Annotated in this window: 23 protein-coding genes and 1 tRNA gene; 14 read left to right on the top strand and 10 right to left on the bottom strand. The window is 60.0% G+C overall.

Annotated features, from left to right (window positions below):
* The first annotated feature begins 46 nt into the window (after window positions 1-46).
* Window positions 47-436 (top strand): TIGR02300 family protein, encoded by a 390-nt coding sequence (locus AKG12_RS18290; protein WP_046801713.1) that lies wholly within the window; start codon window positions 47-49, stop codon window positions 434-436.
* Between the two features lie 152 nt (window positions 437-588).
* A tRNA-Ala gene (locus tag AKG12_RS18285) sits at window positions 589-664 on the top strand.
* Between the two features lie 50 nt (window positions 665-714).
* Here AKG12_RS18285 and AKG12_RS18280 read toward each other — a convergent pair.
* Complete coding sequence (locus AKG12_RS18280) at window positions 715-1,236, bottom strand: hypothetical protein (protein WP_052819966.1); 522 nt, start codon at window positions 1,234-1,236, stop codon at window positions 715-717.
* Between the two features lie 66 nt (window positions 1,237-1,302).
* Window positions 1,303-1,677: a PAS domain-containing protein gene (locus tag AKG12_RS18275; RefSeq protein ID WP_052819965.1), complete on the bottom strand. Its 375-nt coding sequence runs from the start codon at window positions 1,675-1,677 to the stop codon at window positions 1,303-1,305.
* 210 nt (window positions 1,678-1,887) lie between these two features.
* Here AKG12_RS18275 and AKG12_RS18270 point away from each other — a divergent pair, with 210 nt between their 5' ends.
* The 7 genes from AKG12_RS18270 (at window position 1,888) to AKG12_RS18240 (ending at window position 7,299) form a co-directional block, all read left to right on the top strand.
* Complete coding sequence (locus AKG12_RS18270; protein WP_052820004.1) at window positions 1,888-2,790, top strand: NUDIX hydrolase; 903 nt, start codon at window positions 1,888-1,890, stop codon at window positions 2,788-2,790.
* Between the two features lie 69 nt (window positions 2,791-2,859).
* Complete coding sequence (nadA, locus tag AKG12_RS18265; RefSeq protein ID WP_052819964.1) at window positions 2,860-3,831, top strand: quinolinate synthase NadA; 972 nt, start codon at window positions 2,860-2,862, stop codon at window positions 3,829-3,831.
* Window positions 3,828-5,396, top strand: a complete 1,569-nt coding sequence (locus AKG12_RS18260) for an L-aspartate oxidase (RefSeq protein WP_052819963.1) — start codon at window positions 3,828-3,830, stop codon at window positions 5,394-5,396. The genes nadA and AKG12_RS18260 overlap by 4 nt, the downstream gene beginning before the upstream one ends.
* Window position 5,397: 1 nt before the next feature.
* The gene (nadC, locus tag AKG12_RS18255; RefSeq protein WP_052819962.1) at window positions 5,398-6,255 is read left to right on the top strand and encodes a carboxylating nicotinate-nucleotide diphosphorylase; all 858 of its coding nucleotides are present in this window, start codon (window positions 5,398-5,400) and stop codon (window positions 6,253-6,255) included.
* Between the two features lie 149 nt (window positions 6,256-6,404).
* Window positions 6,405-6,656, top strand: coding sequence for a GlsB/YeaQ/YmgE family stress response membrane protein (locus AKG12_RS18250; protein ID WP_052819961.1), 252 nt, complete (start codon window positions 6,405-6,407; stop codon window positions 6,654-6,656).
* Between the two features lie 12 nt (window positions 6,657-6,668).
* On the top strand, window positions 6,669-7,088 hold the full coding sequence (locus AKG12_RS18245) for a DUF3597 domain-containing protein (protein ID WP_046801706.1): 420 nt from the start codon (window positions 6,669-6,671) through the stop codon (window positions 7,086-7,088).
* 22 nt (window positions 7,089-7,110) lie between these two features.
* Window positions 7,111-7,299, top strand: a complete 189-nt coding sequence (locus AKG12_RS18240) for a hypothetical protein (RefSeq protein ID WP_046801705.1) — start codon at window positions 7,111-7,113, stop codon at window positions 7,297-7,299.
* A gap of 81 nt (window positions 7,300-7,380) precedes the next feature.
* Here AKG12_RS18240 and cydX read toward each other — a convergent pair whose 3' ends face one another.
* From cydX to AKG12_RS18205, 7 genes are all read right to left on the bottom strand, one after another.
* On the bottom strand, window positions 7,381-7,503 hold the full coding sequence (cydX, locus tag AKG12_RS18235; protein ID WP_046801704.1) for a cytochrome bd-I oxidase subunit CydX: 123 nt from the start codon (window positions 7,501-7,503) through the stop codon (window positions 7,381-7,383).
* A 22-nt stretch (window positions 7,504-7,525) separates the two neighbouring features.
* Window positions 7,526-8,683: a cytochrome d ubiquinol oxidase subunit II gene (gene cydB, locus AKG12_RS18230; protein WP_046801703.1), complete on the bottom strand. Its 1,158-nt coding sequence runs from the start codon at window positions 8,681-8,683 to the stop codon at window positions 7,526-7,528.
* Between the two features lie 6 nt (window positions 8,684-8,689).
* Complete coding sequence (locus AKG12_RS18225; protein WP_052819960.1) at window positions 8,690-10,267, bottom strand: cytochrome ubiquinol oxidase subunit I; 1,578 nt, start codon at window positions 10,265-10,267, stop codon at window positions 8,690-8,692.
* 65 nt (window positions 10,268-10,332) lie between these two features.
* Window positions 10,333-12,024, bottom strand: a complete 1,692-nt coding sequence (gene cydC / locus AKG12_RS18220; RefSeq protein WP_052819959.1) for a thiol reductant ABC exporter subunit CydC — start codon at window positions 12,022-12,024, stop codon at window positions 10,333-10,335.
* Entirely contained in the window at window positions 12,021-13,811 is a 1,791-nt protein-coding gene (cydD, locus tag AKG12_RS18215) for a thiol reductant ABC exporter subunit CydD (RefSeq protein WP_052819958.1), read from the bottom strand. The genes cydC and cydD overlap by 4 nt, the downstream gene beginning before the upstream one ends.
* 17 nt (window positions 13,812-13,828) lie before the next feature.
* On the bottom strand, window positions 13,829-14,407 hold the full coding sequence (locus AKG12_RS18210) for a GbsR/MarR family transcriptional regulator (RefSeq protein ID WP_046801699.1): 579 nt from the start codon (window positions 14,405-14,407) through the stop codon (window positions 13,829-13,831).
* 289 nt (window positions 14,408-14,696) lie between these two features.
* Window positions 14,697-15,728, bottom strand: coding sequence for an L-idonate 5-dehydrogenase (locus AKG12_RS18205; RefSeq protein ID WP_052819957.1), 1,032 nt, complete (start codon window positions 15,726-15,728; stop codon window positions 14,697-14,699).
* Between the two features lie 217 nt (window positions 15,729-15,945).
* Here AKG12_RS18205 and AKG12_RS18195 point away from each other — a divergent pair, with 217 nt between their 5' ends.
* From AKG12_RS18195 to AKG12_RS18185, 3 genes are all read left to right on the top strand, one after another.
* Window positions 15,946-16,701, top strand: coding sequence for an SDR family oxidoreductase (locus tag AKG12_RS18195; protein WP_052819956.1), 756 nt, complete (start codon window positions 15,946-15,948; stop codon window positions 16,699-16,701).
* Between the two features lie 88 nt (window positions 16,702-16,789).
* Complete coding sequence (locus AKG12_RS18190; protein WP_052819955.1) at window positions 16,790-17,683, top strand: NAD(P)-dependent oxidoreductase; 894 nt, start codon at window positions 16,790-16,792, stop codon at window positions 17,681-17,683.
* Window positions 17,684-17,841: 158 nt separating this feature from the next.
* A complete protein-coding gene (locus tag AKG12_RS18185) occupies window positions 17,842-18,828 on the top strand; it encodes an aldose 1-epimerase (RefSeq protein ID WP_052819954.1) in 987 nt (328 codons plus the stop codon).
* An 18-nt stretch (window positions 18,829-18,846) separates the two neighbouring features.
* On the opposite strand, the gene AKG12_RS18180 is transcribed toward AKG12_RS18185, so the two are convergent.
* Window positions 18,847-19,308: an Lrp/AsnC family transcriptional regulator gene (locus tag AKG12_RS18180; protein ID WP_046801735.1), complete on the bottom strand. Its 462-nt coding sequence runs from the start codon at window positions 19,306-19,308 to the stop codon at window positions 18,847-18,849.
* A 167-nt stretch (window positions 19,309-19,475) separates the two neighbouring features.
* Here AKG12_RS18180 and AKG12_RS18175 point away from each other — a divergent pair, with 167 nt between their 5' ends.
* Together AKG12_RS18175 and AKG12_RS18170 are read left to right on the top strand one after the other, a co-directional pair.
* Window positions 19,476-20,189, top strand: a complete 714-nt coding sequence (locus tag AKG12_RS18175) for an aspartate/glutamate racemase family protein (RefSeq protein ID WP_046801694.1) — start codon at window positions 19,476-19,478, stop codon at window positions 20,187-20,189.
* Complete coding sequence (locus AKG12_RS18170; protein ID WP_052819953.1) at window positions 20,190-20,960, top strand: class II glutamine amidotransferase; 771 nt, start codon at window positions 20,190-20,192, stop codon at window positions 20,958-20,960.
* Window positions 20,961-21,256 lie beyond the last annotated feature (296 nt).

The raw sequence follows: 21,256 nt of genomic DNA, 5'->3' as shown, positions 1-21,256 counted from the left end.
TACGGCGTACACACCGAAACTCATTCGACAATTTGAGGCTTAGACAGTGGCAAAAGCGGACCTTGGTACCAAGCGCACAGACCCCGACACCGGCAAGAAGTTCTACGATCTGAACCGCAATCCGGTCGTTTCTCCCTATACCGGCAAGTCATGGCCGCTCTCCTTCTTCGAGGAAAGCACGGCACAGGCAAAGCTCGAGCAGGCTGAGGAAGAGGAAGTAGCGGAAGTCGATACCGAAAACACGGAAGTCGAACTCGTATCGCTGGAAGATGCCGATGGCGACAACAGCGGCGACGAGATTCCGGATATGGGCGACGACGAAGACGACGTGGAAATCGGCGACGACGACGACACCTTCCTTGAAGCCGACGAAGACGACGACGATGACGACATGTCCGGCATTATCGGCGTTACGGGCGACGACGAAGAAGCTTGATCTTATTGGATAAACCAGCCCGGCGACAAAAAAATGAAGCCGGGCTGTTTTTTGTGCTTGCACTCTTCGATTAGCCGAAGTAGTAAGCCGCCACCGAACGGAACAACAGCCGCTTCGGTTCCCGGAACCGGACGAAATGCCGGAACCCTTATGGGGCTATAGCTCAGCTGGGAGAGCGCTTGCATGGCATGCAAGAGGTCAGCGGTTCGATCCCGCTTAGCTCCACCAAATCTTCCCAGACACGATAAATCACACGCTGACGGGCATTTCCGAAGGTCTTATCGGCCAGTTGCCAGCGTCTCCTGCAATAGCGCCCGGACATCCTGCCCTTTGATCCTGCATTCAACGATCAGGATAGCCCCACCCTCTTCCGCTACCCGGCATTCGAGATATTTGCCGCGCAGCCGGTTCTCCAATGCCTTGAAGGCGTTCAGGCCGCAGGCATAGCGGCGGCCGTCAGCACCGGTACAGACGCGGTTACGGTCGACGCTCTCTACACCGGCAAGGCGGAATTCCTGACCCTTGAAAGTGAAGCGATTGCTGGCGACCACGCGCAGGCGCTGGTCCGCATGTATTTTTAACGGATAGGGATCGGGCGGAGTGGGGATGCGTTCGTAATTCTGGTGACGGGTATCGACCTTCACCGGGGAGGTCGTCCACAGCATCTCCGTGTTCGCCGCAAGGCCGGCAGTCTCATATCCATCTTCGCCATTGAGGAACGAGGCGATGCGCATGCCGGCAACGCCGAACCCTATCACCAGCATGATCTGAAACAGCAAAATTGCGATCTGCCGAACCATGTCACCAAAACATCAAAAGCGATAAAATATGACCCTATCCCGATCCAGAGTAGGAGAGACGCGGCATTACATCAACAGGACCTTGCGCGCGGTAACGTCGCGCACCGTGCCCATTGCCATGATTGGAACACCCTCGCGGTCGTGGATCACCCTACCCGTCGTTCTCAGCCAGCGAAAGCCGCCGGCCTTTAGCCCGATCCGATACTCCTGATCATAAAAGTCACCGCTTGTCAGCGAATTATGGACCGCCCTTGCCACACGGGCGCGGGAACTACCCTCCACCTGCGCAATGAACGCTTCCACCGGGATGCCGTGAGAAGCCTCTTCAAAGGAGAAATCGCGCAGACGCGAAGCCACCGCATCCAGATAAACCAGATTCTGGCCTATGCTCCACGTATAATAACCAATCAGCGTCTCTTCCAGAGATATATCTTCTAACATCGGCTTTCTACACTATATAGATGCTTATAACTTTTTTATAACATAACAAAAAATGCATGACTAATCACAAGATTTTATCCATTTGTTTGATTATATGCTACTTTAGACTTAATGCAGATATGGAAAGCACTTTGCCGCCTGCCGCGTGTTGGCGAACCAGCCTTCCTGTGCCAAAGAAGGTTGATACCGCAACCCAAGACAGGAGTCGCCGTGACCATCGGGCTTGCCCATGCTGAACTCATTGCCGTCGTCACCGCCATTACGGGAGACGAACCGCGGGTGATGACCGTCCGGGCGGGCGCGGCACTTCCCTCAGGCCCATTCGAATTTGGGCACAGAACGCTGCAAAGCGGGCTGCGGGAGTGGATCCACGAGCAGACCCATCATCCGGTCGGTTATCTCGAGCAGCTTTACACCTTCGCGGATCGCGACCGTAACAACGATATTCCCGGCGGAAGAACCATCTCCATCGGTTATCTGGGGCTGGTTCGCGAGCAGGAATCATCCGGCAACGGACGCGCGCTCTGGCACGGCTGGTATGAATATTTCCCTTGGGAGGACCATCGGCAGGGCCGCCCCGCAGTTCTGGATACCATCATCGACAGGTTGCGGGCCTGGGCGGATTCCGATCTTGCCTGCAAAAGCCAGCGTCATTTGCGGGCCGATTTCACCTTCGGGCTCGATGGCGGCGGCTGGAACGAGGAACTGACCTTGCAGCGCTACGAGTTGCTGTATGAGGCAGGCCTTGTCGAGGAAGCTCAGAGCGAGCCCCGGATCAATTTCGGCAGGCCGATGTTCGCCGATCACCGCCGCATTCTCGCCACCGGCATCGCTCGCCTGAGGGCCAAGATCAAATATCGCCCCGTGGTTTTCGAGTTGATGGCCGATGCCTTCACCCTGCTGCAATTGCAGCGCGCGATAGAGGCGCTGGCAGGGCTGACCCTGCACAAGCAGAATTTCCGTCGGCTGATCGAACAGCAGCAACTGGTGGAAGAGACCGGCGGCATGACAAGCGAAACCGGAGGCCGCCCGGCAAAGCTTTTCCGCTTCCGCCAAACCGTTCTCGACGAACGCGCCCTTTCCGGAACGAAACTGCCACTCTCCCGCAATTGACATATGCTCACAATGAGAATATCTCTTTGCCATAGATATACTCAAAAAGAGTATAAATGGGAGAGCGCCGTGAACGAACAGACTTCTGCCGCAAGCCTTTATGATCGGGTCAGCCGCGTCATTCCCAAGGCGGAATGGATGGGCTTTCAGGACGATGTGGATGCGATCCTTGAGCTGAAGCGCAAACGCAACGCCGTCATCCTCGCCCATAACTACCAGACACCGGAAATCTTCCACGGCGTCGCCGATATCGTCGGCGACAGCCTCGCCCTTGCGCGCAAGGCGATGGAGGTGGAAGCGGATGTGATCGTTCTTGCCGGCGTGCATTTCATGGCCGAGACCGCAAAGCTGCTCAATCCGGGAAAAACCGTGCTTATTCCGGATATGGCCGCCGGCTGCTCGCTGGCAGACTCCATCACGCCCGAGGATATTGCGCTTTTGCGCAAGGCTTATCCGGGTGTTCCCGTCGTAACCTATGTAAACACATCCGCGGCGGTGAAGGCGGCGTCCGACATTTGCTGCACCTCCGGCAATGCCCGCCAGGTGGTGGAATCGCTCGGCGTGCCACGTGTGCTGATGTTGCCGGATGAATATCTGGCGAAGAACGTGGCGCGGGAAACCAATGTCGAGCTGATCGCCTGGCGTGGCCATTGTGAGGTGCACGAGCTTTTCACCGCCGATGACATCAGGGAATTGAGAGAAAGCCATCCCGGCGTCACCGTTCTGGTACATCCGGAATGTCCGCCGGATGTCGTGGAAGCAGCGGATTTTTCGGGCTCCACTGCCGTCATGTCGGATTATGTCGGCCGGGAGCGGCCTGCCCGCGTGGTGCTTCTGACGGAATGTTCGATGAGCGACAATGTCGCCGTGCATCACCCCGATGTCGAATTCATCCGCCCCTGCAATCTTTGCCCACATATGAAGCGCATAACGCTTGGCAATATTCGCACGGCACTGGAGGAAAACCGCCATGAGGTGACAGTCGACCCGGCTATCGCGGTTGCCGCCCGCCGCGCCGTGGAGAGGATGCTGGAGGTATGAGCGAACGCCTTCCGTCGCAGCAGGACTGGACAGTCATTGTCGGCAGCGGCATTGCGGGCTTGATGGCGGCGCTGACGCTTGCGCCGCAGCCCGTGCTGCTTCTGACACGCGGTGTGCTCGGCGGAGAAACCTCCAGCGCCTGGGCACAGGGCGGTATTGCCGCAAGTCTCGGCCCGAACGATAGCGCCGCACTGCATCTTGCCGACACGCTCGCCGCAGGCGACGGGCTCTGCGACGCGGCTATGGCCGAGGAGATCGTTTCCGCCGCACCCGCCGTCATCGAGGCGCTGGAACTGGCCGGCGTGCGCTTCGACCGCGATGCTGAGGGAAGGCTCGTCTTCGGGCTGGAGGCTGCCCATGGCCGACGGCGCATCCTGCATGCGGAAGGCGACGGTTCGGGCGCGGCCATTGTCAGGGCGCTCGCAACCGCAGTCCTTCGCACACCATCAATCACGGTTCTGGAAGGCACGGAAGTGCGCCGCCTGTTGACGGAAGAGGGCGTCATTGCCGGTCTTGCCTGCATCGGCCCGAAAGGCAGTTTCACTCTGCCGGCCACGCAGGTCATTCTTGCGACCGGTGGCCTTGGGGGGCTTTACGAGGCAACGACCAATCCCTCCGGCAATTTCGGACAGGGCGTCATGCTCGCCGCGCGTGCCGGCGCCATCCTTGCCGATATGGAATTCGTCCAGTTCCACCCAACGGCGCTTTCCTCGCCCAGACGACCGCTGGCGCTGGTCAGCGAGGCGGTGCGGGGCGAAGGCGCGCTTCTGCTCAATGAAAACGGCGAGCGTTTCATGGCGGCGGTGCCGGGTGCCGAGCTTGCGTCACGCGATATCGTCGCCCGCGCCATCGATCGGGAAATCCTGCGCGGCGGCACGGTCTTTCTCGATGCCCGCAAGGCGCTCGGTTCCGGCTTCTCCGCCCGTTTTCCCTCGATTGACCTGCTCTGCCGCGAGGCTGGCATAGACCCCGCCCGTGAGCTTGTGCCCGTGCGTCCCGCCGTGCATTACCATATGGGCGGCGTCGCCACGGATGGCAGAGGCCAAAGCTCGGTGCCGGGCCTGTGGGTTGCGGGTGAAACCGCCTGCACGGGCCTGCATGGCGCCAACCGGCTCGCCAGCAATTCCCTGCTGGAAGCGGCCGCCATGGGCATGCGCGCAGCACAGGATATTGCCGGTCGACAGGCACGTACGGAAGGGCCGGCAGCTGTTGCGCCACGCACAGCCCACGACTGTGTGGCCGCCGATCTCGCTGCCGTCCGGCCCATCGTTTCCCGCCATCTCGGCATTGTGAGACATGCGGCAGGCCTGCGCGAAGCGATCCGGGATTTGCTGCCACTTGCCGAACAGGAAGGCCCGGCATCCGATCCCGCCCTCGTCGGCCTCGCCATCGCCGTCTTCGCGGCCTTGCGCACGGAATCGCGGGGCGCGCATTTCCGCGACGATTTTCCCGGAAAGGACGCGGTAGCCACAAGGCGCAGGCTGAGCCTGACCGAAGTGATCGCCACTGGCCACGACCTCTCCTCATCCAGCTTTTCCTCTTCCAGCATTGCGCGGAGCGCCTGACATGACCCTTGCCCCCCTGCCTCGTCTCATCATCGAACCGCTCGTGCGCAATGCCCTCCTGGAAGATCTGGGGCTTGCAGGCGACATAACCTCCGCCGCCGTCATTCCCGCCGATCATCGCTCAGTCGTCGTCATGGCGGCACGCGAACCGGGCGTCATCGCCGGTATCGATGCGGCGGAGCTTGCCTTCCAGCTTGTGGACCCGGCGATCATAATGACACGGCACGTTGAGGATGGAGCGACCGTGGTGCCCGGCGATATCATCGCGACGATCGAAGGCCCTTCCCGCGGGCTTCTGACGGCGGAGCGCACGGCGCTGAATTTTCTCGGCCACCTGTCCGGCATCGCCTCCGTTACCGCAAAAATCGCCGCGGCTATCTCCGGCACCAAGGCGTCGGTCGCCTGCACCCGCAAGACGACGCCCGGCCTCAGGGCGCTGGAAAAATACGCCGTGCGCGCCGGCGGCGGCATGAATCACCGTTTCGCGCTTTATGATGCCATCCTCATCAAGGACAACCACATTGCCGTGGCGGGAGGCGTGTGTGCCGCCATCCGGAGTGCCAAACAGGGTGTGGGCCATCTCGTCAAGATCGAGGTGGAGGTCGATACGCTCGCTCAATTGCGCGAAGTGATGGACGAAGGTGTCGATGTGGTTCTTCTCGACAACATGACGCCGGAACAATTGCGCGAGGCCGTGGCAATCGTCGCCGGGCGCGCCATCACCGAAGCCTCCGGCCGTATCAACCCGCAGACGGCGGCAACCATTGCTGCGAGCGGCATCGATCTCATCTCCGTCGGCTGGCTGACCCACAGCGCACCGGTTCTGGATATCGGGCTGGATTTTCAAAGCCGGGGCTAAAGACTAGGGCCAACGAGGCGCGCCGCACGGAACCAAATGTCCGCATCTGCGTTGTTACCCCGCCTGGGGTCATTCAAGGCGGGGGGATCAGTGCGCGCAAAAGCCTGTCCATATGCCTGCGGACCTCTCTTACAAAGGAAAGGCTTATTATGGAAGACGCACAAGTTGGCTGGATTGCAGCAATCATCATCGGCGGCGTAGCCGGGTGGCTCGCCGAACAGTTCATGAAAAGCAATATGGGTGTTTTCATGAACATTATTCTCGGCATTGTCGGCGCCGTCGTCGCCAATTTCCTCCTGGGGCTCATTGGCGTCTCGCTCGGAGGCTGGATTGGCTATCTCATCGCCGGTTTCATCGGCGCCTGCATTCTCATCGCCGTCGGGCGTGCATTTCGCCGATAAGGGAGCACAAGCATGAGCTTTTTCGACAAGATCAAAAATGCGATTTTCGGCAAGGCCGAGGCCGCACCGCAGACTTCGGCCCCGGCCGGCACGCCAACGACTGCCGCAAGCCCGGCAGCCCCGGCCCAGCCTGCTTCGCCGGCACCGACAGCCAGCGCTCCAGCATCCACCGGCAGCGTCGACGTCGCCTCCATTCTGGATGCGGCAGTGAAAAAGAACGGACAGAAGCTCGACTGGAAACACTCGATCGTCGATCTGCTGAAAGCCCTTGATCTGGATAGCAGCCTCAGCGCCAGAAAAGAACTGGCGGGTGAACTGGGTTACACCGGCGACACATCGGATTCTGCAACGATGAATATCTGGCTGCACAAGGCCGTCATCAAGAAACTCTCCGAAAACGGCGGCAAGGTGCCGGCCGACCTTTTGGATTGAACCGGTAAACGGGAGAGCCGCAATGGACGACTATTCCAGCCTGCGAGAGCAGATCGGCCAGGACCTCGACACCCTGCATGGGAGCGACAACCCGAAGTCGATTTTCGAAATCGCCGACGACTATCTCCTGGGAAATCCAAATCTCAAGAGAGCAATCGTCGAAGACATCATCAAGGAAGAAGCGGACAAACGCGGCATCGCGATCCACTAAAGCTGCGCGACAGGCGCGGCTGTTTTACGAGAGGGCGGCATCCAGACCGGATGCCGCCCTTTTATGTCTCATGCAGAAGCGTTATTTTTCCAGGTTCGCCTCAGCCTTTTTGGCATTTTCTTCCATCAGCTCATACCACATGGCATTCATGACGGCGAAGATGGCAGCGAGAGGCAGGCCGAGCAGCCAGGCGAAATACCACATGTTCGATCTCCTTTTTTGAATATCAATAAGCATGGCCGCTGTCGTCGCGGATCGCCTTTTCATCCACCTTGCCCCACAAGACGCGATAGACCCATGAGGTATAAGCGACGATGATCGGAACGAAGATGAGGGTGACGACCAGCATGTTGAACAGCGTCATATGGCTGGACGAAGCATCCCACACCGTCAGGCTCGACTTCGGATCGACCGAAGACGGCAGGATGAAGGGAAACATCGAAAGCCCGACGGTGGCGATGATGCCGAAAATGGCAAGCGAGCTGGCAAGCAGCGCCATCACCTCCCTGCGCAGTCTCAGCAATATGAAGGCGACCAGCGGGAAGGCCAGACCGAGTGCCGGCGCCAGCATCGTCCATGGATGCGCCGCGTAATTGGAGAACCAGACGCCGGTTGCGACCTCTACCGTCTTTGCCAAAGGATTGGACGGCCCGTCGGTCACGACTTCCGAGGTGAAACGATAACCATCGACACCAAACCACAGCAGAATGCCGCCGAGTGCGAAAAGAACGGTGGTGGCGAGTGCCGCGATGCTGCCGAAATTGCGGGCGCGGGTGGCAACCGGACCTTCGGTTTTCAGCACCAGCCAGGCCGCCCCATGCATCACCAGCATGGCGACGGAAACGAGGCCGCAGAGGATAGCGTAGGGGTTCAGAAGCTCAAACAGCGTCGTGCCGTCGTAAAAAATCCTGAGGTCGTCATTAAAATAGAACGGGACGCCCTGCAGCACATTGCCGATGGCCACGCCGAAGATCAGCGCCGGCACAAAGCCGCCAACGAACAAGGCCCAGTCCCAGCCGCTGCGCCATGCCGTGCTCTCGCGCTTGGAGCGGTATTTGAAACCGACAGGCCGCAGGATCAATGCAAACATGATGGCGGCCATCGCCAGGTAAAACCCTGAAAACGACACCGCATAGAGCGGCGGCCAGGCGGCGAAGATCGCACCCGCGCCGAGGATGAGCCAGACCTGGTTTCCTTCCCAGACCGGGCCGATGGAGTTGATGACGACACGCCGCTCAATATCCGTTTTCGCGACGAAGGGTAGTAGCGCGCCGGTGCCGAGATCGAAACCACCCGTTACGGCAAAGCCGATAAGCAATACGCCGAGCAGCAGCCACCAGATGATGCGAAGGATTTCATAGTCGATGAGTTGGTGCAGGATCATGATCGTTTACTCCGCAGCGACGAGTTTTTCAGGAACGAGCGGCGCTTCCGGATCATGGTCCGGATCAGGCCCCTTGCGGATTGCCTTCAGCATCAGCCCCATCTCGACGATGAACAGCACCGTGTAGATGGCGATGAAACACAGAAGCGTAATCAGAACCGTCGAGGCGCTGAGGCTCGAAACGGCTGCCGCCGTTGGCAGCACACCCTCGATGATCCACGGCTGACGCCCGAATTCGGCCACCACCCAGCCCATTTCGGCGGCAATCCACGGCAGCGGAATGGCGAAGACGGCCACCTTCAGCAACAGCGGATAACGGTCCAGCCGCCGGCGGGCCGAAAGATAAAAGAAGGTCGCCGTCAGAAGGATGAAGAACATGCCGAGACCGACCATGATACGGAAGGCCCAGAACAGGGTCGGCACATGCGGGATCGTATCAGCCGCCGCCTTGGCGATCTGCTCTTCTGTCGCCTGACGCGGATCGTCGACATAACGTTTCAGCAACAGGGCGTAACCAAGCTCGTGGCCGAGTTCGGCAAAGGTGCCGTTCACCTCTTCGGGCAGCTGCGCGCCCTTGCCGCTGGCGCGTATCTGCATCAGCGCATCATAGGCCTTGATACCGTCGCGGATACGGGTCTTCGCCTGTTCCACCAGATCGTTGATGCCGGGAATTTCCGTATCGAGCGAACGGGTGCCTATAAGTCCCATTACCCACGGAATCTTCACCGCGAAATGCGTCTCGCGCGCTTCCTGATCGGGAAAACCTATTGCCGTGAAGGGCGCCGGTGCCGGTTCCGTTTCCCACATGGCCTCGATGGAGGCGAGCTTCATCTTCTGGTGTTCCGTGGAGAGGTAACCGCTTTCGTCCCCCAGCACGACGACCGAAAGGGCTGACGCGAGACCGAAAGAGGCGGCAACCGTCATCGACCGTTTGGCGAGATCGACATGGCGACCCTTCAGTACATACCAGGCGGAAACGCCGAGCACGAAGATGGAGGCCGTGACATAACCTGCGGAAACCGTGTGAACGAATTTCGCCTGCGCGACCGGGTTGAACAGGACCGCGGCGAAATCCGTCACTTCCATGCGCATTGTCTGCGGGTTGAAAGCCGAGCCCGTCGGGTTCTGCATCCAGCCATTGGCGATCAATATCCACAGCGCCGAGAAGTTCGAGCCGATCGCCACGCACCATGTCGCAACGAGATGACCGAGTTTCGACAGCTTGTCCCAGCCGAAAAAGAACAGACCGACGAAGGTGGCTTCCAGAAAGAAGGCCATCATGCCCTCGATAGCCAGCGGTGCGCCGAAAATATCACCGACATAGTGGCTGTAATAACTCCAGTTCATGCCGAACTGAAATTCCATGACGATGCCTGTCGAAACACCCAGCACAAAGTTGATGCCGAACAGCGTGCCCCAGAATTTCGTCATCTGCCGCCAGATCACCCGGCCGGTCATGACATAGACCGTTTCCATGATGGCGATGACCACCGACAGCCCGATCGTCAGGGGAACGAACAGAAAGTGATATAAAGCGGTAACCGCGAATTGCAGGCGCGACAGCGCCACGATGTCGAGTTCCATGTTTTTACCCCACCTTTATGGAAAGCCGGCCTTCTGTTACGAAATGACGCCGGCCCCGAAAATACTCAGTCCCGACGTAATGTTTGCAGCACTACGTCGTATTCCGGCGTCCCGCTTTGACATTCATCAAATTGGCGCCCGTCTTTCAGCACGATGATGCGGTCAGTGAATTCCGCCTCGCGGCGATTATGGGTGATCATCACGACAGTCTTGTCTTCGGCCCTCGCAAACAGCCGGCTGAGCACGTCGCGGGCCGTCTCGCCGTCCAGTCCCTCCGTCACCTCATCCAGAAGCCAGAGCGGCTTGTCGATGAGCAGGAAACGGGCAAGCGCCAGCCGGCGCGACTGGCCACCGGAGAGCCCCTGCCCCGCCTCTCCAAGCCTCGTCTCCAGCCCGGCGGGCAGTGTTTTGACGTGTTCGGCAAGGCCTGCGGCGTCAAGGACGTCCCACAATTCACGCTCGGTCGCAGCGGGTTTCGCCAGCCTCAGATTATCGGCAATGCTATCGCGGAAAAGCTGGCTCCGCTGTGTCATGAGCGAAGAGGGCAAGGCGCGCACTGTACCTGCCGATGGCTGCAATTCACCCGCCAGAAGCTGGATGAGGCTGGTCTTGCCCGCACCGCTCGGGCCGATGATTGCGACCTTTTCGCCAGCGGCAATGGCAAGATTGATATTCGTCAGGACCGGCTTGTCGTTGCCGTGCCGCTCCAGACGCACGCCTTCAAGCCCGGCAGCCACGTCGCTGGCGGGCAAAGCAGGACAACGGACCTCAGCCGGCGCTGAAAGGCGCGGCGCGATGCGCCTTGCGGAAAACAACGTACGGCCAAGTTCCATCGCGCCGCGCCGCAGCGTCGTGAAAGGCTCCAGCGCGGCAAAACAGACGAGCAGCCCGAGTGCGGCGGCCGGGGCACTCACCGTTCCCTGTTCCGCCAGCCAGGCCATGCCGAGCAGAGCCGCGCTCAGAAGGACCGCCGTTGCAAGACCGAAGGAAAAACCGGCATTCGTTTCGATGCGGTTCAAGGCCTCGTCGCAGGAAAGCAGGTAGTCATCGGCGCGCTTCACCGCTAAGAGCTGGGCGGAAAGGCGACCTGCCGTGAGCAATTCCGTCTGCCCGTTGACGAGATCTGCCGTGCGGGCGCGCAGCGCTTCAAGCCCGACCGCCCGCCGGCGCGAGAATTTCTCTGCCCGCAGGGCGGAGCGCACCGAAATGCTGAGCCCTGCCGTAATGAGAAAGAGCGCCGCCAGAATGCCCGCAAGCGGATTGAGGAATGCAAGCCCGATGCCGGTTGCGACAGCCGCAAGGACCGCGACGGCGGCAGGCACCAGCACGCGCAGATACAGCGAATCCAGCGCGTCAATATCCGCGGTCAACCGGTTCAGCAGGCGGGCGGGCCTCGCTTCCAGATTTTGCGCCGCCTGCGGCGCTGCAAAGCCCCGAAACAGCTTTTCGCGTAACGCCGCAAGCACGGAGAGCGTGGCTTCATGGGTGGTCATGCGCTCGCCATAACGGGCGGCGGTACGCGACAGCGCCAGAAGACGAATGGCCGCCGAGGGCGCAAAAACATCAAACGCATAGGCCGTTGCCGGAAGCAGACCGGCAATGGCGGTGGCGGTGATAAACCAGCCGGACACACCCAGAAGGCCGATGCCAGCCAGCACCGTGGTGGCCGCCAGAACCGCACCGGCAAGCAGCATGCCGCGACGCGCCGACCAGAAAAGTGCGATAACCGGTTTCAATATGGCAAAACGCGCAATCATGACCGATCCCCCGAACGGATCGCCGCCATATCCACGACCCTGTCCATGCGCGCGGCCAGCACCGGATCATGGGTTGCGACGATCAAAGTCCTGCCTTTTGCCAGATGCAACAGATTTTCCGTGATGAGAGCGGCGGTTTCCCGGTCCAGATGCGCCGTCGGCTCGTCGGCCAGAATGAGACGTGTCGCGGAATCGGCGAAAGCGCGCACAATGGCCAGCCGCACCGCTTCACCACCGGAAATGCCATGGCCGCCATCACCGACGAGCAGATGTTGCCGGGCGGACGACAGTCTTTCGAGACCCGTCTGCTCCAGCGCTGTCTCGACCATATCCTGCGTGATGCCGGGGCGGCCGAAACGGATATTTGCCGCAAGCGAACCGGCAAAAAAGAACGGCTTCTGGCCGATCCAGCCAATGGATGTTCGCAGGGTATCAGCCGTCTTGTCATCAAGGGCGACGCCGCCGATTTTTATCGTACCGCTTCCGGCAGAAGCCAGCCCGGCGATCAGCGACAGGACCGTGGATTTGCCGCAACCCGATGGCCCGAGAAGCGCGACCGTTTCGCCCGCTCGAATGCTGAGGTTGAAATCGCGGAGCACGGGGGGCGAGGCAGGATAGGCAAAGGACAAATCATCCACCTCTACCGCACCGGGGCTGGGCAATGCACCCAACGCCGCATCCCTGCCCTCACCCGCAATGGCCGCACCGCCCTGCGTCAACTTGTCGAGCGCACCGAGCGCGGCTTCGCCCGCCGCCCGGTCGTGCCAGACCGCGGATAATTCTCGCAGCGGCTCGAAAAAGGCCGGGGCCAGAAGCAGGATGAACAGACCCTCGGCAAGTGTCAGCTTCTGTCCCCACGCGCCGAAATCAAGAAAACCGAGCAGATGAAAACCGATGTAAACGGCAGTCATGGCAACGCCGAGCGCGGCGAAAAGCTCCAGCACCGCCGAAGACAGAAAGGCGATCCTCAGAACCGCCATCGTCCGCGTCTTGAGGTTCTGCGCATCGGCGCTGAGGCGCCCGGCAGTCAGATCGACGGCTTCCAGCGCGCGGATCGTTTCCAGCCCGCGCAGGCGATCCAGCAGGAACGCATTCATATTGCCGGTCTCCGCCAGCTGCTTTTCGCTGGCCGCCTTGGCCTGCCAGCCGATCAGCGCCATGAAAAGCGGGATGGTCGGCATGGAAAGCAACAGCACCAGCGCCGCAATCCAGGTAAAGGGCAGGATCGCCAGCACAAAAACCAGGGGAATGATGGTGGCCTTCATCCGGGCCGGCTGGAAACGGGAAAGATAGGGCACCAGCGATTCCGCCGCCTCGGCCACGACACTTGCCGCCTCGCCGGAAGCCGTACGCGACAGATCGAGCGGTGAAACCTTCGCCACTGCCTGAAGCGCTTCCAGCCGACGTTGTGACAATGCCGCACGCGCAGCACGAAACGATAGTCTCGCGGCGATTTTCTCCAGCCACGCCTTCAGGAGACCCAAAATGAGAACCGCAACGGCAACTGGAACAATCGCTGTCATCGGCTCGCCATCGGCGATTTTTCCGACTGAAAAGGCAAGGAGGCCTGCCTGCGGCAACCAGATAAGGGCCGCCAGAACATGCAACAGGGCAACGGATCTACCTACCGCCGGTGCGCGCGTCGTTTTCACTGCGGTCTTGTCGCGGGAGGACTTGCGGCTGGCGGTGCCGAAGAAGCGCCGCCTCGGTGTTTCAGGTGAGACCGCAACCGGCACAGGACAGTCTGCGCCATTGCTATCGGCCGACTGGCGGATTTGTGCGGACATGTTCACGACCGATCTCCTCACCTGTCCTTCTTCGCGCCGCGGGGTCTGGCGAGAGAAACGATCTTGTCCTTCGCCTCCAGCAGCTTCGTGACTTTTGAGCCGAGCGCCAGAAGTGAAGCCAACCTCTCCGTCTCCAGCCGCTTCACATCGTCATACCAGCCGGTGAGCTGCTCGATCAGCGTCTTCATCTCGTCTATGCGCTTTTGCGCATGCCGCTCATCTTCGTTCTCCGGCGTCTCCATCAGAATTTCGCGCAGTACGCTCAGGGTAGGATCAATTTCGCGCTTCTTGCGCTCTTCGGCAAGCGTGCGGAGAATTTGCCAGACATCCTCCGGCGTCGTGAAAAAATCGCGCCGGTCGCCCGGGAAATGCTTGAGAATTGCAAGGTTCCACGCCTGAAGCTCTTTCAAGCTCATCGAGACGTTGGAACGGGAAATGCCAAGCGCCTCAACAATGTCGTCCGCGCAGAGCGGCTGCGGCGATATGTAAAGCAAAGCATAGACTTGGCCGACCGTGCGGTTGATGCCCCAGCGGCTGCCCATCTCACCAAAATGCAGCACGAAGGACTGAACGAGCGGTGACAGGCTGGTCGGCATTTCTTTGTTTCCTGAATTTTCAGTAATTTCTGAAATTTCGATAACGCAAAAAATGGCAGGCGGCAAATCACCTTTTTGACCTGCGTCAAAATGTGCAGTTCGACGGGGGATAAGTCAGCAGATGCAGAGCCGGACAGCCGGGGAGGAACAGGAAGCCTCTCGCAGAGAATTGATGATACCGATAACATCAATGATGGTCTGCTAAGGCTGAAATCTCTCGATGAAAAACCGGCGGTGGAACCATCCACCGCCGGTTAAAGCGCCCGCGCGAAAATATGCGGAAAAGGGCTTAAGAAAAAGCGATCTGGACTTTCATGGCCCGACTGCGGTCGGAGGCGAATTCAAAGGCCGAGATGGCGTCGTCGAGATCGACGGTCTGGGTGATGAATGGCTTGACGTCGATCAGGCCCTTGCGCATCAGCTCGACGCCGGTGGCGAATTCCTCGTGGAAGCGGAAGGAGCCGCGCAGATCGAGTTCTTTGGCGGTAATCGCCATCATCGGCAGGCTCATATCACCACCCAGCCCGAGCTGGACGATGATGCCGCGCGGCCGGAGCGCAGCGATGCCGCCGGCAAGCGCTACGGCAGCGCCAGAGCATTCATAGAGAACGTCGAAAGTCCCCTTGTTCACACCATAAGCGGCAAGCGCGTCGGGCTCATCCTTGCTGTTGATGACACGATCCGCACCCGCTTCGCGCGCCTTGGCGAGCGTGAAATCGGAAAGGTCGGTCGCGACGATTTCGGCAGCACCCGCCCGGCGCGCAGCGAGGATGGACAGGATGCCGATGGGGCCGCAACCCGTCACCAATACGCGTTTTCCCAGCAAATCACCGGCGCGGCGGGTGGCATGCAGCGTCACCGCCAGCGGCTCCGCCATGGCAGCCTCGCCAGCGCTCAGACCGTCAGCCGGCACGCATTGCAGGGCATCTGCAACCAGAACCTCCCGGAAAGCGCCCTGAATATGTGGGAAAGGCATGGCGCTGCCATAAAAGCGCATATTGAGGCACTGGTTGTGCAGGCCTTCCTGGCAAAACCGGCAGGTTCGGCATGGGCGGGAAGGCGAAACCGCGACCAGACCGCCAAGCTTCAGGCCTTCCACGCCTTCACCCAGTTCCTCGACAATGGCCGACACCTCGTGCCCCAGCACCATCGGTTCACGGAGGCGTACCGCGCCGAAACCACCATGGTTGTAATAGTGCAGATCGCTGCCACAAATCCCGCCACGGACCAGACGAAGCCGCACTTCTCCCGGCCCCGGCGCTTCCTCCGGCCGCTCCTCAATGCGCACATCCTTTGCCCCGTGGGCGACAATCGCTCTCATCAATAACTCCGTTCAACCGCGCGCCACTGCGGCGCGCAAAAATTTCCGCATCCAGATCGCGGCCGCAAGACCATATTTACCGGCCTGCAGCCTCCTCCCGCGCCGGATCCGTACCGAAACCGGGCGTTTAAGCCTTGACATCCACGCCTGAAAGGGCTGAATGTTATCGATAACATAAACCTGCACAGATACAATGTCGAGAGACTGGAGGAACACAGTGGGCCTTAATTTGTTCGATCTTTCCGGCCGCCGCGCCCTGATCACGGGTTCATCCCAGGGCATCGGCTTCGCGCTGGCGCAAGGGCTGGCGGAAGCCGGAGCGGAAGTGGTGCTGAACGGGCGCGACGAAGCCAAGCTGAAAGCCGCCGCCGCCGGCATCAAGGGTGCGAAAACGCTTGCCTTCGACGCCACCGATCATGAAGCAGTGCGCAAGGCTATCGACGGTTTCGAGGCGGAAATCGGTCCCATCGATATTCTGGTCAACAATGCCGGCATGCAGCATCGCACGCCGCTGGAGGATTTTCCGGCGGATGCCTTCGAGCGCCTGCTGCAGACCAACATCGCCTCGGTGTTCCACGCCGGACAGGCGGCGGCACGCCATATGATCAGCCGCGGCCGTGGCAAGATCATCAACATCGCCAGCGTTCAGACCGCTCTTGCCCGCCCCGGCATCGCGCCCTACACCGCCACCAAGGGTGCTGTCGGCAATCTGACGAAAGGCATGGCGACGGACTGGGCGAAATACGGCCTGCAATGCAATGCCATTGCGCCGGGCTATTTCGACACACCTCTCAATGCGGCGCTGGTGGCCGACGAGACCTTCTCCGCATGGCTTGAAAAGCGCACGCCCGCCGGTCGCTGGGGCAAGGTCGAAGAGCTTGTCGGCGCCTGCATTTTCCTGTCGTCCGACGCCTCGTCATTCGTGAACGGCCATATTCTCTACGTCGACGGCGGCATCACCGCCTCGCTTTGAAAAACATCATTCCGGATGGCAGGCTGCGGCCGCCATCCGGAATCGGACCGACGACACCACGACACTTTGGGAGGAGGCCGTGAACACCATGACCGAGAAGAACAAAGTCGCCCTCATCGGCGCAGGCGCGATGGGTGGGGCAATCGGCACGCGGCTGATCGAAACCGGCAATCAACTGACGGTTTTCGATCTGGATGCGGAGAAGGTGGCGGCGCTGACCGGCCTCGGCGCGCGAAGCACCGGCACCGCGGCGGAAGCGGCATCCGCCTCCGATGTCGTGATCCTCAGCCTCAATTCGCCGAAGATCGTCCGTATCGCCGTTTTCGGCAAGGATGGCGTGGCGGTGGGTGCAAAACCCGGCACGCTGATCATCGACATGTCCTCCATCGATCCGGAGGCGACAAAGGAACTGGCGGCCGAAGCCGCAGAAAAGGGGCTGCGCTGGGTAGATAGCCCGCTCTCCGGCGGCGCGCCCAAGGCGCTCATCGGGCAGTTGACGCTGATGGCAGGCGGCAGCGAAAAAGACGTGGCCGATGCCCATCGCGTGCTTCAACATGTGGCCAGCAATTTTACCCATATGGGACCCTGCGGCGCAGGCCAGACAACCAAGCTCATCAATCAGGTTCTCTGCGGCCTGAACTTCCTGGCCGTGGCGGAAGCAACGCAGCTTGCGCTCGATGCCGGCGTCGATGCCGCCAAGATACCGCAGGCGCTGAAGGGCGGCCGGGCGGACAGTGCCATCCTGCAGGAATATATGCCGCGTTATGTGGCCAAGGACTACCGTCGTACCGGTCGTATCGACAATATGGTGAAAGACCTGAACGGCGCGCAGGATCTGGCCCGACGCACCAACACGGCCATGCCCTTGACGGCGCTTTGCGCCGAGGTGCACCGAATGCTGACGGCAGCGGGACTGGGCGGTGAGGATCAAGCCGCCCTGATGGAATTTTTCAGCGGCGCGAAACGGACCTTTCCGGACTGAGTTCCATCACAGGGGCGGCCAAGCCTCGAAATAACGGAAGTCGCGCTTGCTGCGACCTCTTCCAGCCATTGCGAAATATTGGCACAGCGAAGATTATCTGCGAATCGGGGCAGTCGTCCCGATGATCGCAAACATATGCATCAAAGGACAATTTCCCGATGACCACCTCCGCGACAGGCACGGGGATTGCCGCTGTTACGGTTTCCGGCGAGAGCTTCAGCGCCGAGATCGCTTATGAGGGCGCTACGCTTTTGAGCTGGCGACCGCGGCTTGCGGATGGCTGCGAAGGCGAAAACCTTGTCGACGGCTACTTGACGCCGGCGGAGCTACACTCACAGAACGGCGTGAGAAACGGGATTCTTGCGCCCTTCGCCAACCGCATTCCCAACGGCCAATATGACTTCGGCGGGAAGATGCACCACATCAAGCCGGTTCTTGCCCACGAGGCCTTGGTCTTCCACGGATTTGCCAGAGCCCTGCCCTTTGCCCTCGAACAATCTTTCGAGAAAAACGGCGCGCATGTGCTCATTTTTCGCAGCGAAATATCGCCGTCCGATTTCAGGGGCTATCCCTATCGGCTCATCATCGAGGTAGAATATCGCTTTGACGGCCAGGCGGTCAGCATCGACATACGCGGCGTCAATCACGGCGACCAGCCTTTGCCCTTCGCAGCCGGCTGGCATCCCTATTTCCGCCTGCCAGGCCCGTCATCCATTGACGATCTCCATCTGACGCTACCATCGCGAACGGCCATCGTGACCGACGATCATCTAATCCCACTGCATGACGGGCAGGCAGAAATTATCAAACGCGACGACAGCCGCTTTCTAGTCGCAACGCCAATCGCCGACCATGTGCTGGATCTTTGCTTCACCGACCTCATCGCGTCCGAAAACGGGCTTTTCGAGACCCGGCTCGAAAACCGGCACGATGGTTCGAGCCTTACGGTTTGGCAGGAGCGGGGCCACATGCATGTCTTCACCGGCGACACGCTGGCCCGTGACAGGCGAAAATCAATCGCGCTAGAACCGGTAGAGATGCCCACCAATGCCTTCAACCACCCGGAACTGACGGCAGCAGTGACACTTCAACCGGGCGAGACACGAAGCTTCCGTTTCGGCGTCCATTTCGAGGCGGCGCGCTGAGAAGGGCCCAATGATCCCTCAAATATGCGTTGTCGGCAGGGAAGACGACAGCTTCACCGTCTCCATGGAGATATAGGCGGACATGTCATAAAGCTGGACGCGGCGCAGGATCTGTTTGTAGACCGTATCGTAATATTCGACATTCGGCAGCACCAGCTTCAGAATATAATCGAAATTGCCGGTGAGCCGGTGAACCTCGACGATTTCAGGTATTGTGCTGACGGCGGCATGGAACTGGTCCAGCCAGTCTTCCGCATGCAGGCCGGTTCTCACCAGCAGGAAAACCGTGGTCGGCAGGTTGATCTTTCGCCGGTCAAGCAGCGCCATCGTGCCCGTCACATAACCTTCCGCACGCAGGCGCGTAATGCGCCGCGAGCAGGCGGATAGCGACAACGAAACCTCCTCAGCTATATCGGAGAGCGGCGTTTCGGCATTCTCCTGGAGAATCGCAAGGATTCGGCGGTCACGGTCATCAATCATCGCCAAACAATGCACTGGTTAACGCAATGACGCAATAAATTTGCACATCGGACCTATATAGCGCCTGATATTTGCATAAGCACATCTAAATCCCTGAAAAAACGCATGCCGTTTTCGTCCTTGCGATGGCATTCTTGTCTTCAATCAAACTTGATAAGGGAACTCTTATGAAACGCATCGGTCTGATCGGCGGCATGAGCTGGGAATCCACCGCAACCTATTACCGCATGATCAATGAAGCCGTGCGCGACAGCCGCGGCGGGCTGGTCTCTGCCGATATCGTCATGCATTCGCTTGATTTTTCCGAAGTCGTCGCCCTTCAAAAGGCCGATCGCTGGGATGAGGCCGGTGCACTTCTGGGCGCCGCCGGCGCACGCCTTGCCAATGCCGGTGCCGATTGTGTGCTCATCTGCACCAACACCATGCACCTCGTCGCAGAAACGGTCGAGAAGATGTCGGGCGTCGCCCTCATCGACATCATCGACGAAACCGCCGCAGCCTTGAAGGCGGATGGACGCCGCAAGCCGCTGCTTCTCGCCACCCGCTACACGATGGAACATGGCTTCTACACCGACCGCATGCGCCGCCACGGTGTTGATGTGGTTGTGCCCGATGCGGAAGACCGGGCCGCGATCCATGACATTATTTTCGGTGAACTCTGCCAGGGCGAGATCAAGTCCTGCTCGCGCGAACGTTATCTCGCGGTCATCGAGAAGGCCCGTGCACTCGGTGTCGATTCCGTCATTCTCGGCTGCACCGAGATTTCGCTGCTGATCGACCCCGATGCCCTGCCGCTGCCGGGTTACGATTCGACCGCCATTCACGCGAAGGCCGCCGTCGGTTTCGCGCTCGGAAACAAGGCCTTCAACAGAGCCGCATGAATGTGTCGCCTCTTTGCCTATTCCGGTAAACCGGTCTGGCTCGACAGCCTGCTGATCGAGCCGGAAGCATCGCTGGTCAGCCAGTCCATGGCCGCACGGGAAGCGAAAACCGTCGTCAACGGCGATGGTTGTGGTCTTGGATGGTATGGTGAACGCGGAACGCCCGGCGTTTTTCGCGACACCAGACCCGCCTGGTCCGACGCCAATCTCGCGGCACTTTGCCACCAGCTGCGCTCGGGCATGTTCATGGCGCATGTTCGCTCCGCCACGTCAGGCGAGGTTTCCCGCGCCAATTGCCACCCCTTCGCACATGGGCAATATCTGTTCATGCATAACGGCCAGATCGGCGGTTACGAGCAGATAAGACGCGACATCGATTCCCTCATACCCGACGATATCTATGCGTCGCGACGCGGCACCGGCGACAGCGAAGCAATCTTCCTGATCGCCGCCGGCCACGGCCTTGTCATCGACCCCATCCGCGCCATTTCAACCGCGCTGCGCCTCTGTCAGGAAAAGATGATCGCTGCGGGCGTTTCCTCCGCGCTGCGGTTCAGCGCCGTGCTGATGGATGGCGATTGTCTGCATGCTTTCCGATGGTCCAGCGATGACAAGCCGCCGACGCTTTACTGGCGCGGGCTGGATGAGGGAATTGCACTGAGTTCGGAACCGTTTTCCTTCGATTGCACCCCGTGGTGCGCCGTTCCGCCGAATACGAGAGTGACGATCCGCGCCGGCGAGATGACGACGGAACCTTTTTTCCTGTCATAAATACCGGTTTTTGCGACGATCAGGGCCTTTTTCCGCGCTCGCCACCCAGAGCGAGCGCCGTCACGACGCCGTCTCGTTTATTTTCATTGAATTTTCCAGGCCGCGAAGGCTAGTGTGTGATCCGATAGACCGAAACAGATTTCAGGGCCGGTGAACCACTTCAGAAATTATTGCAGCCTCTCTCCCTTTTTTGAACGATGCCCGGCATCGCAACGACCACGCAAACCCGTTCAAGAACGGCGCATAAAGAGCGCGCAATGCCTTTGGCGATCCTCGGGATGCTGAAGGAAAAGTCT

It is taken from the genome of Agrobacterium sp. SUL3 (assembly GCF_001263295.1).
Lineage (GTDB): Bacteria > Pseudomonadota > Alphaproteobacteria > Rhizobiales > Rhizobiaceae > Agrobacterium > Agrobacterium tomkonis.
This window is presented reverse-complemented; position numbering and strand designations above follow the sequence as displayed.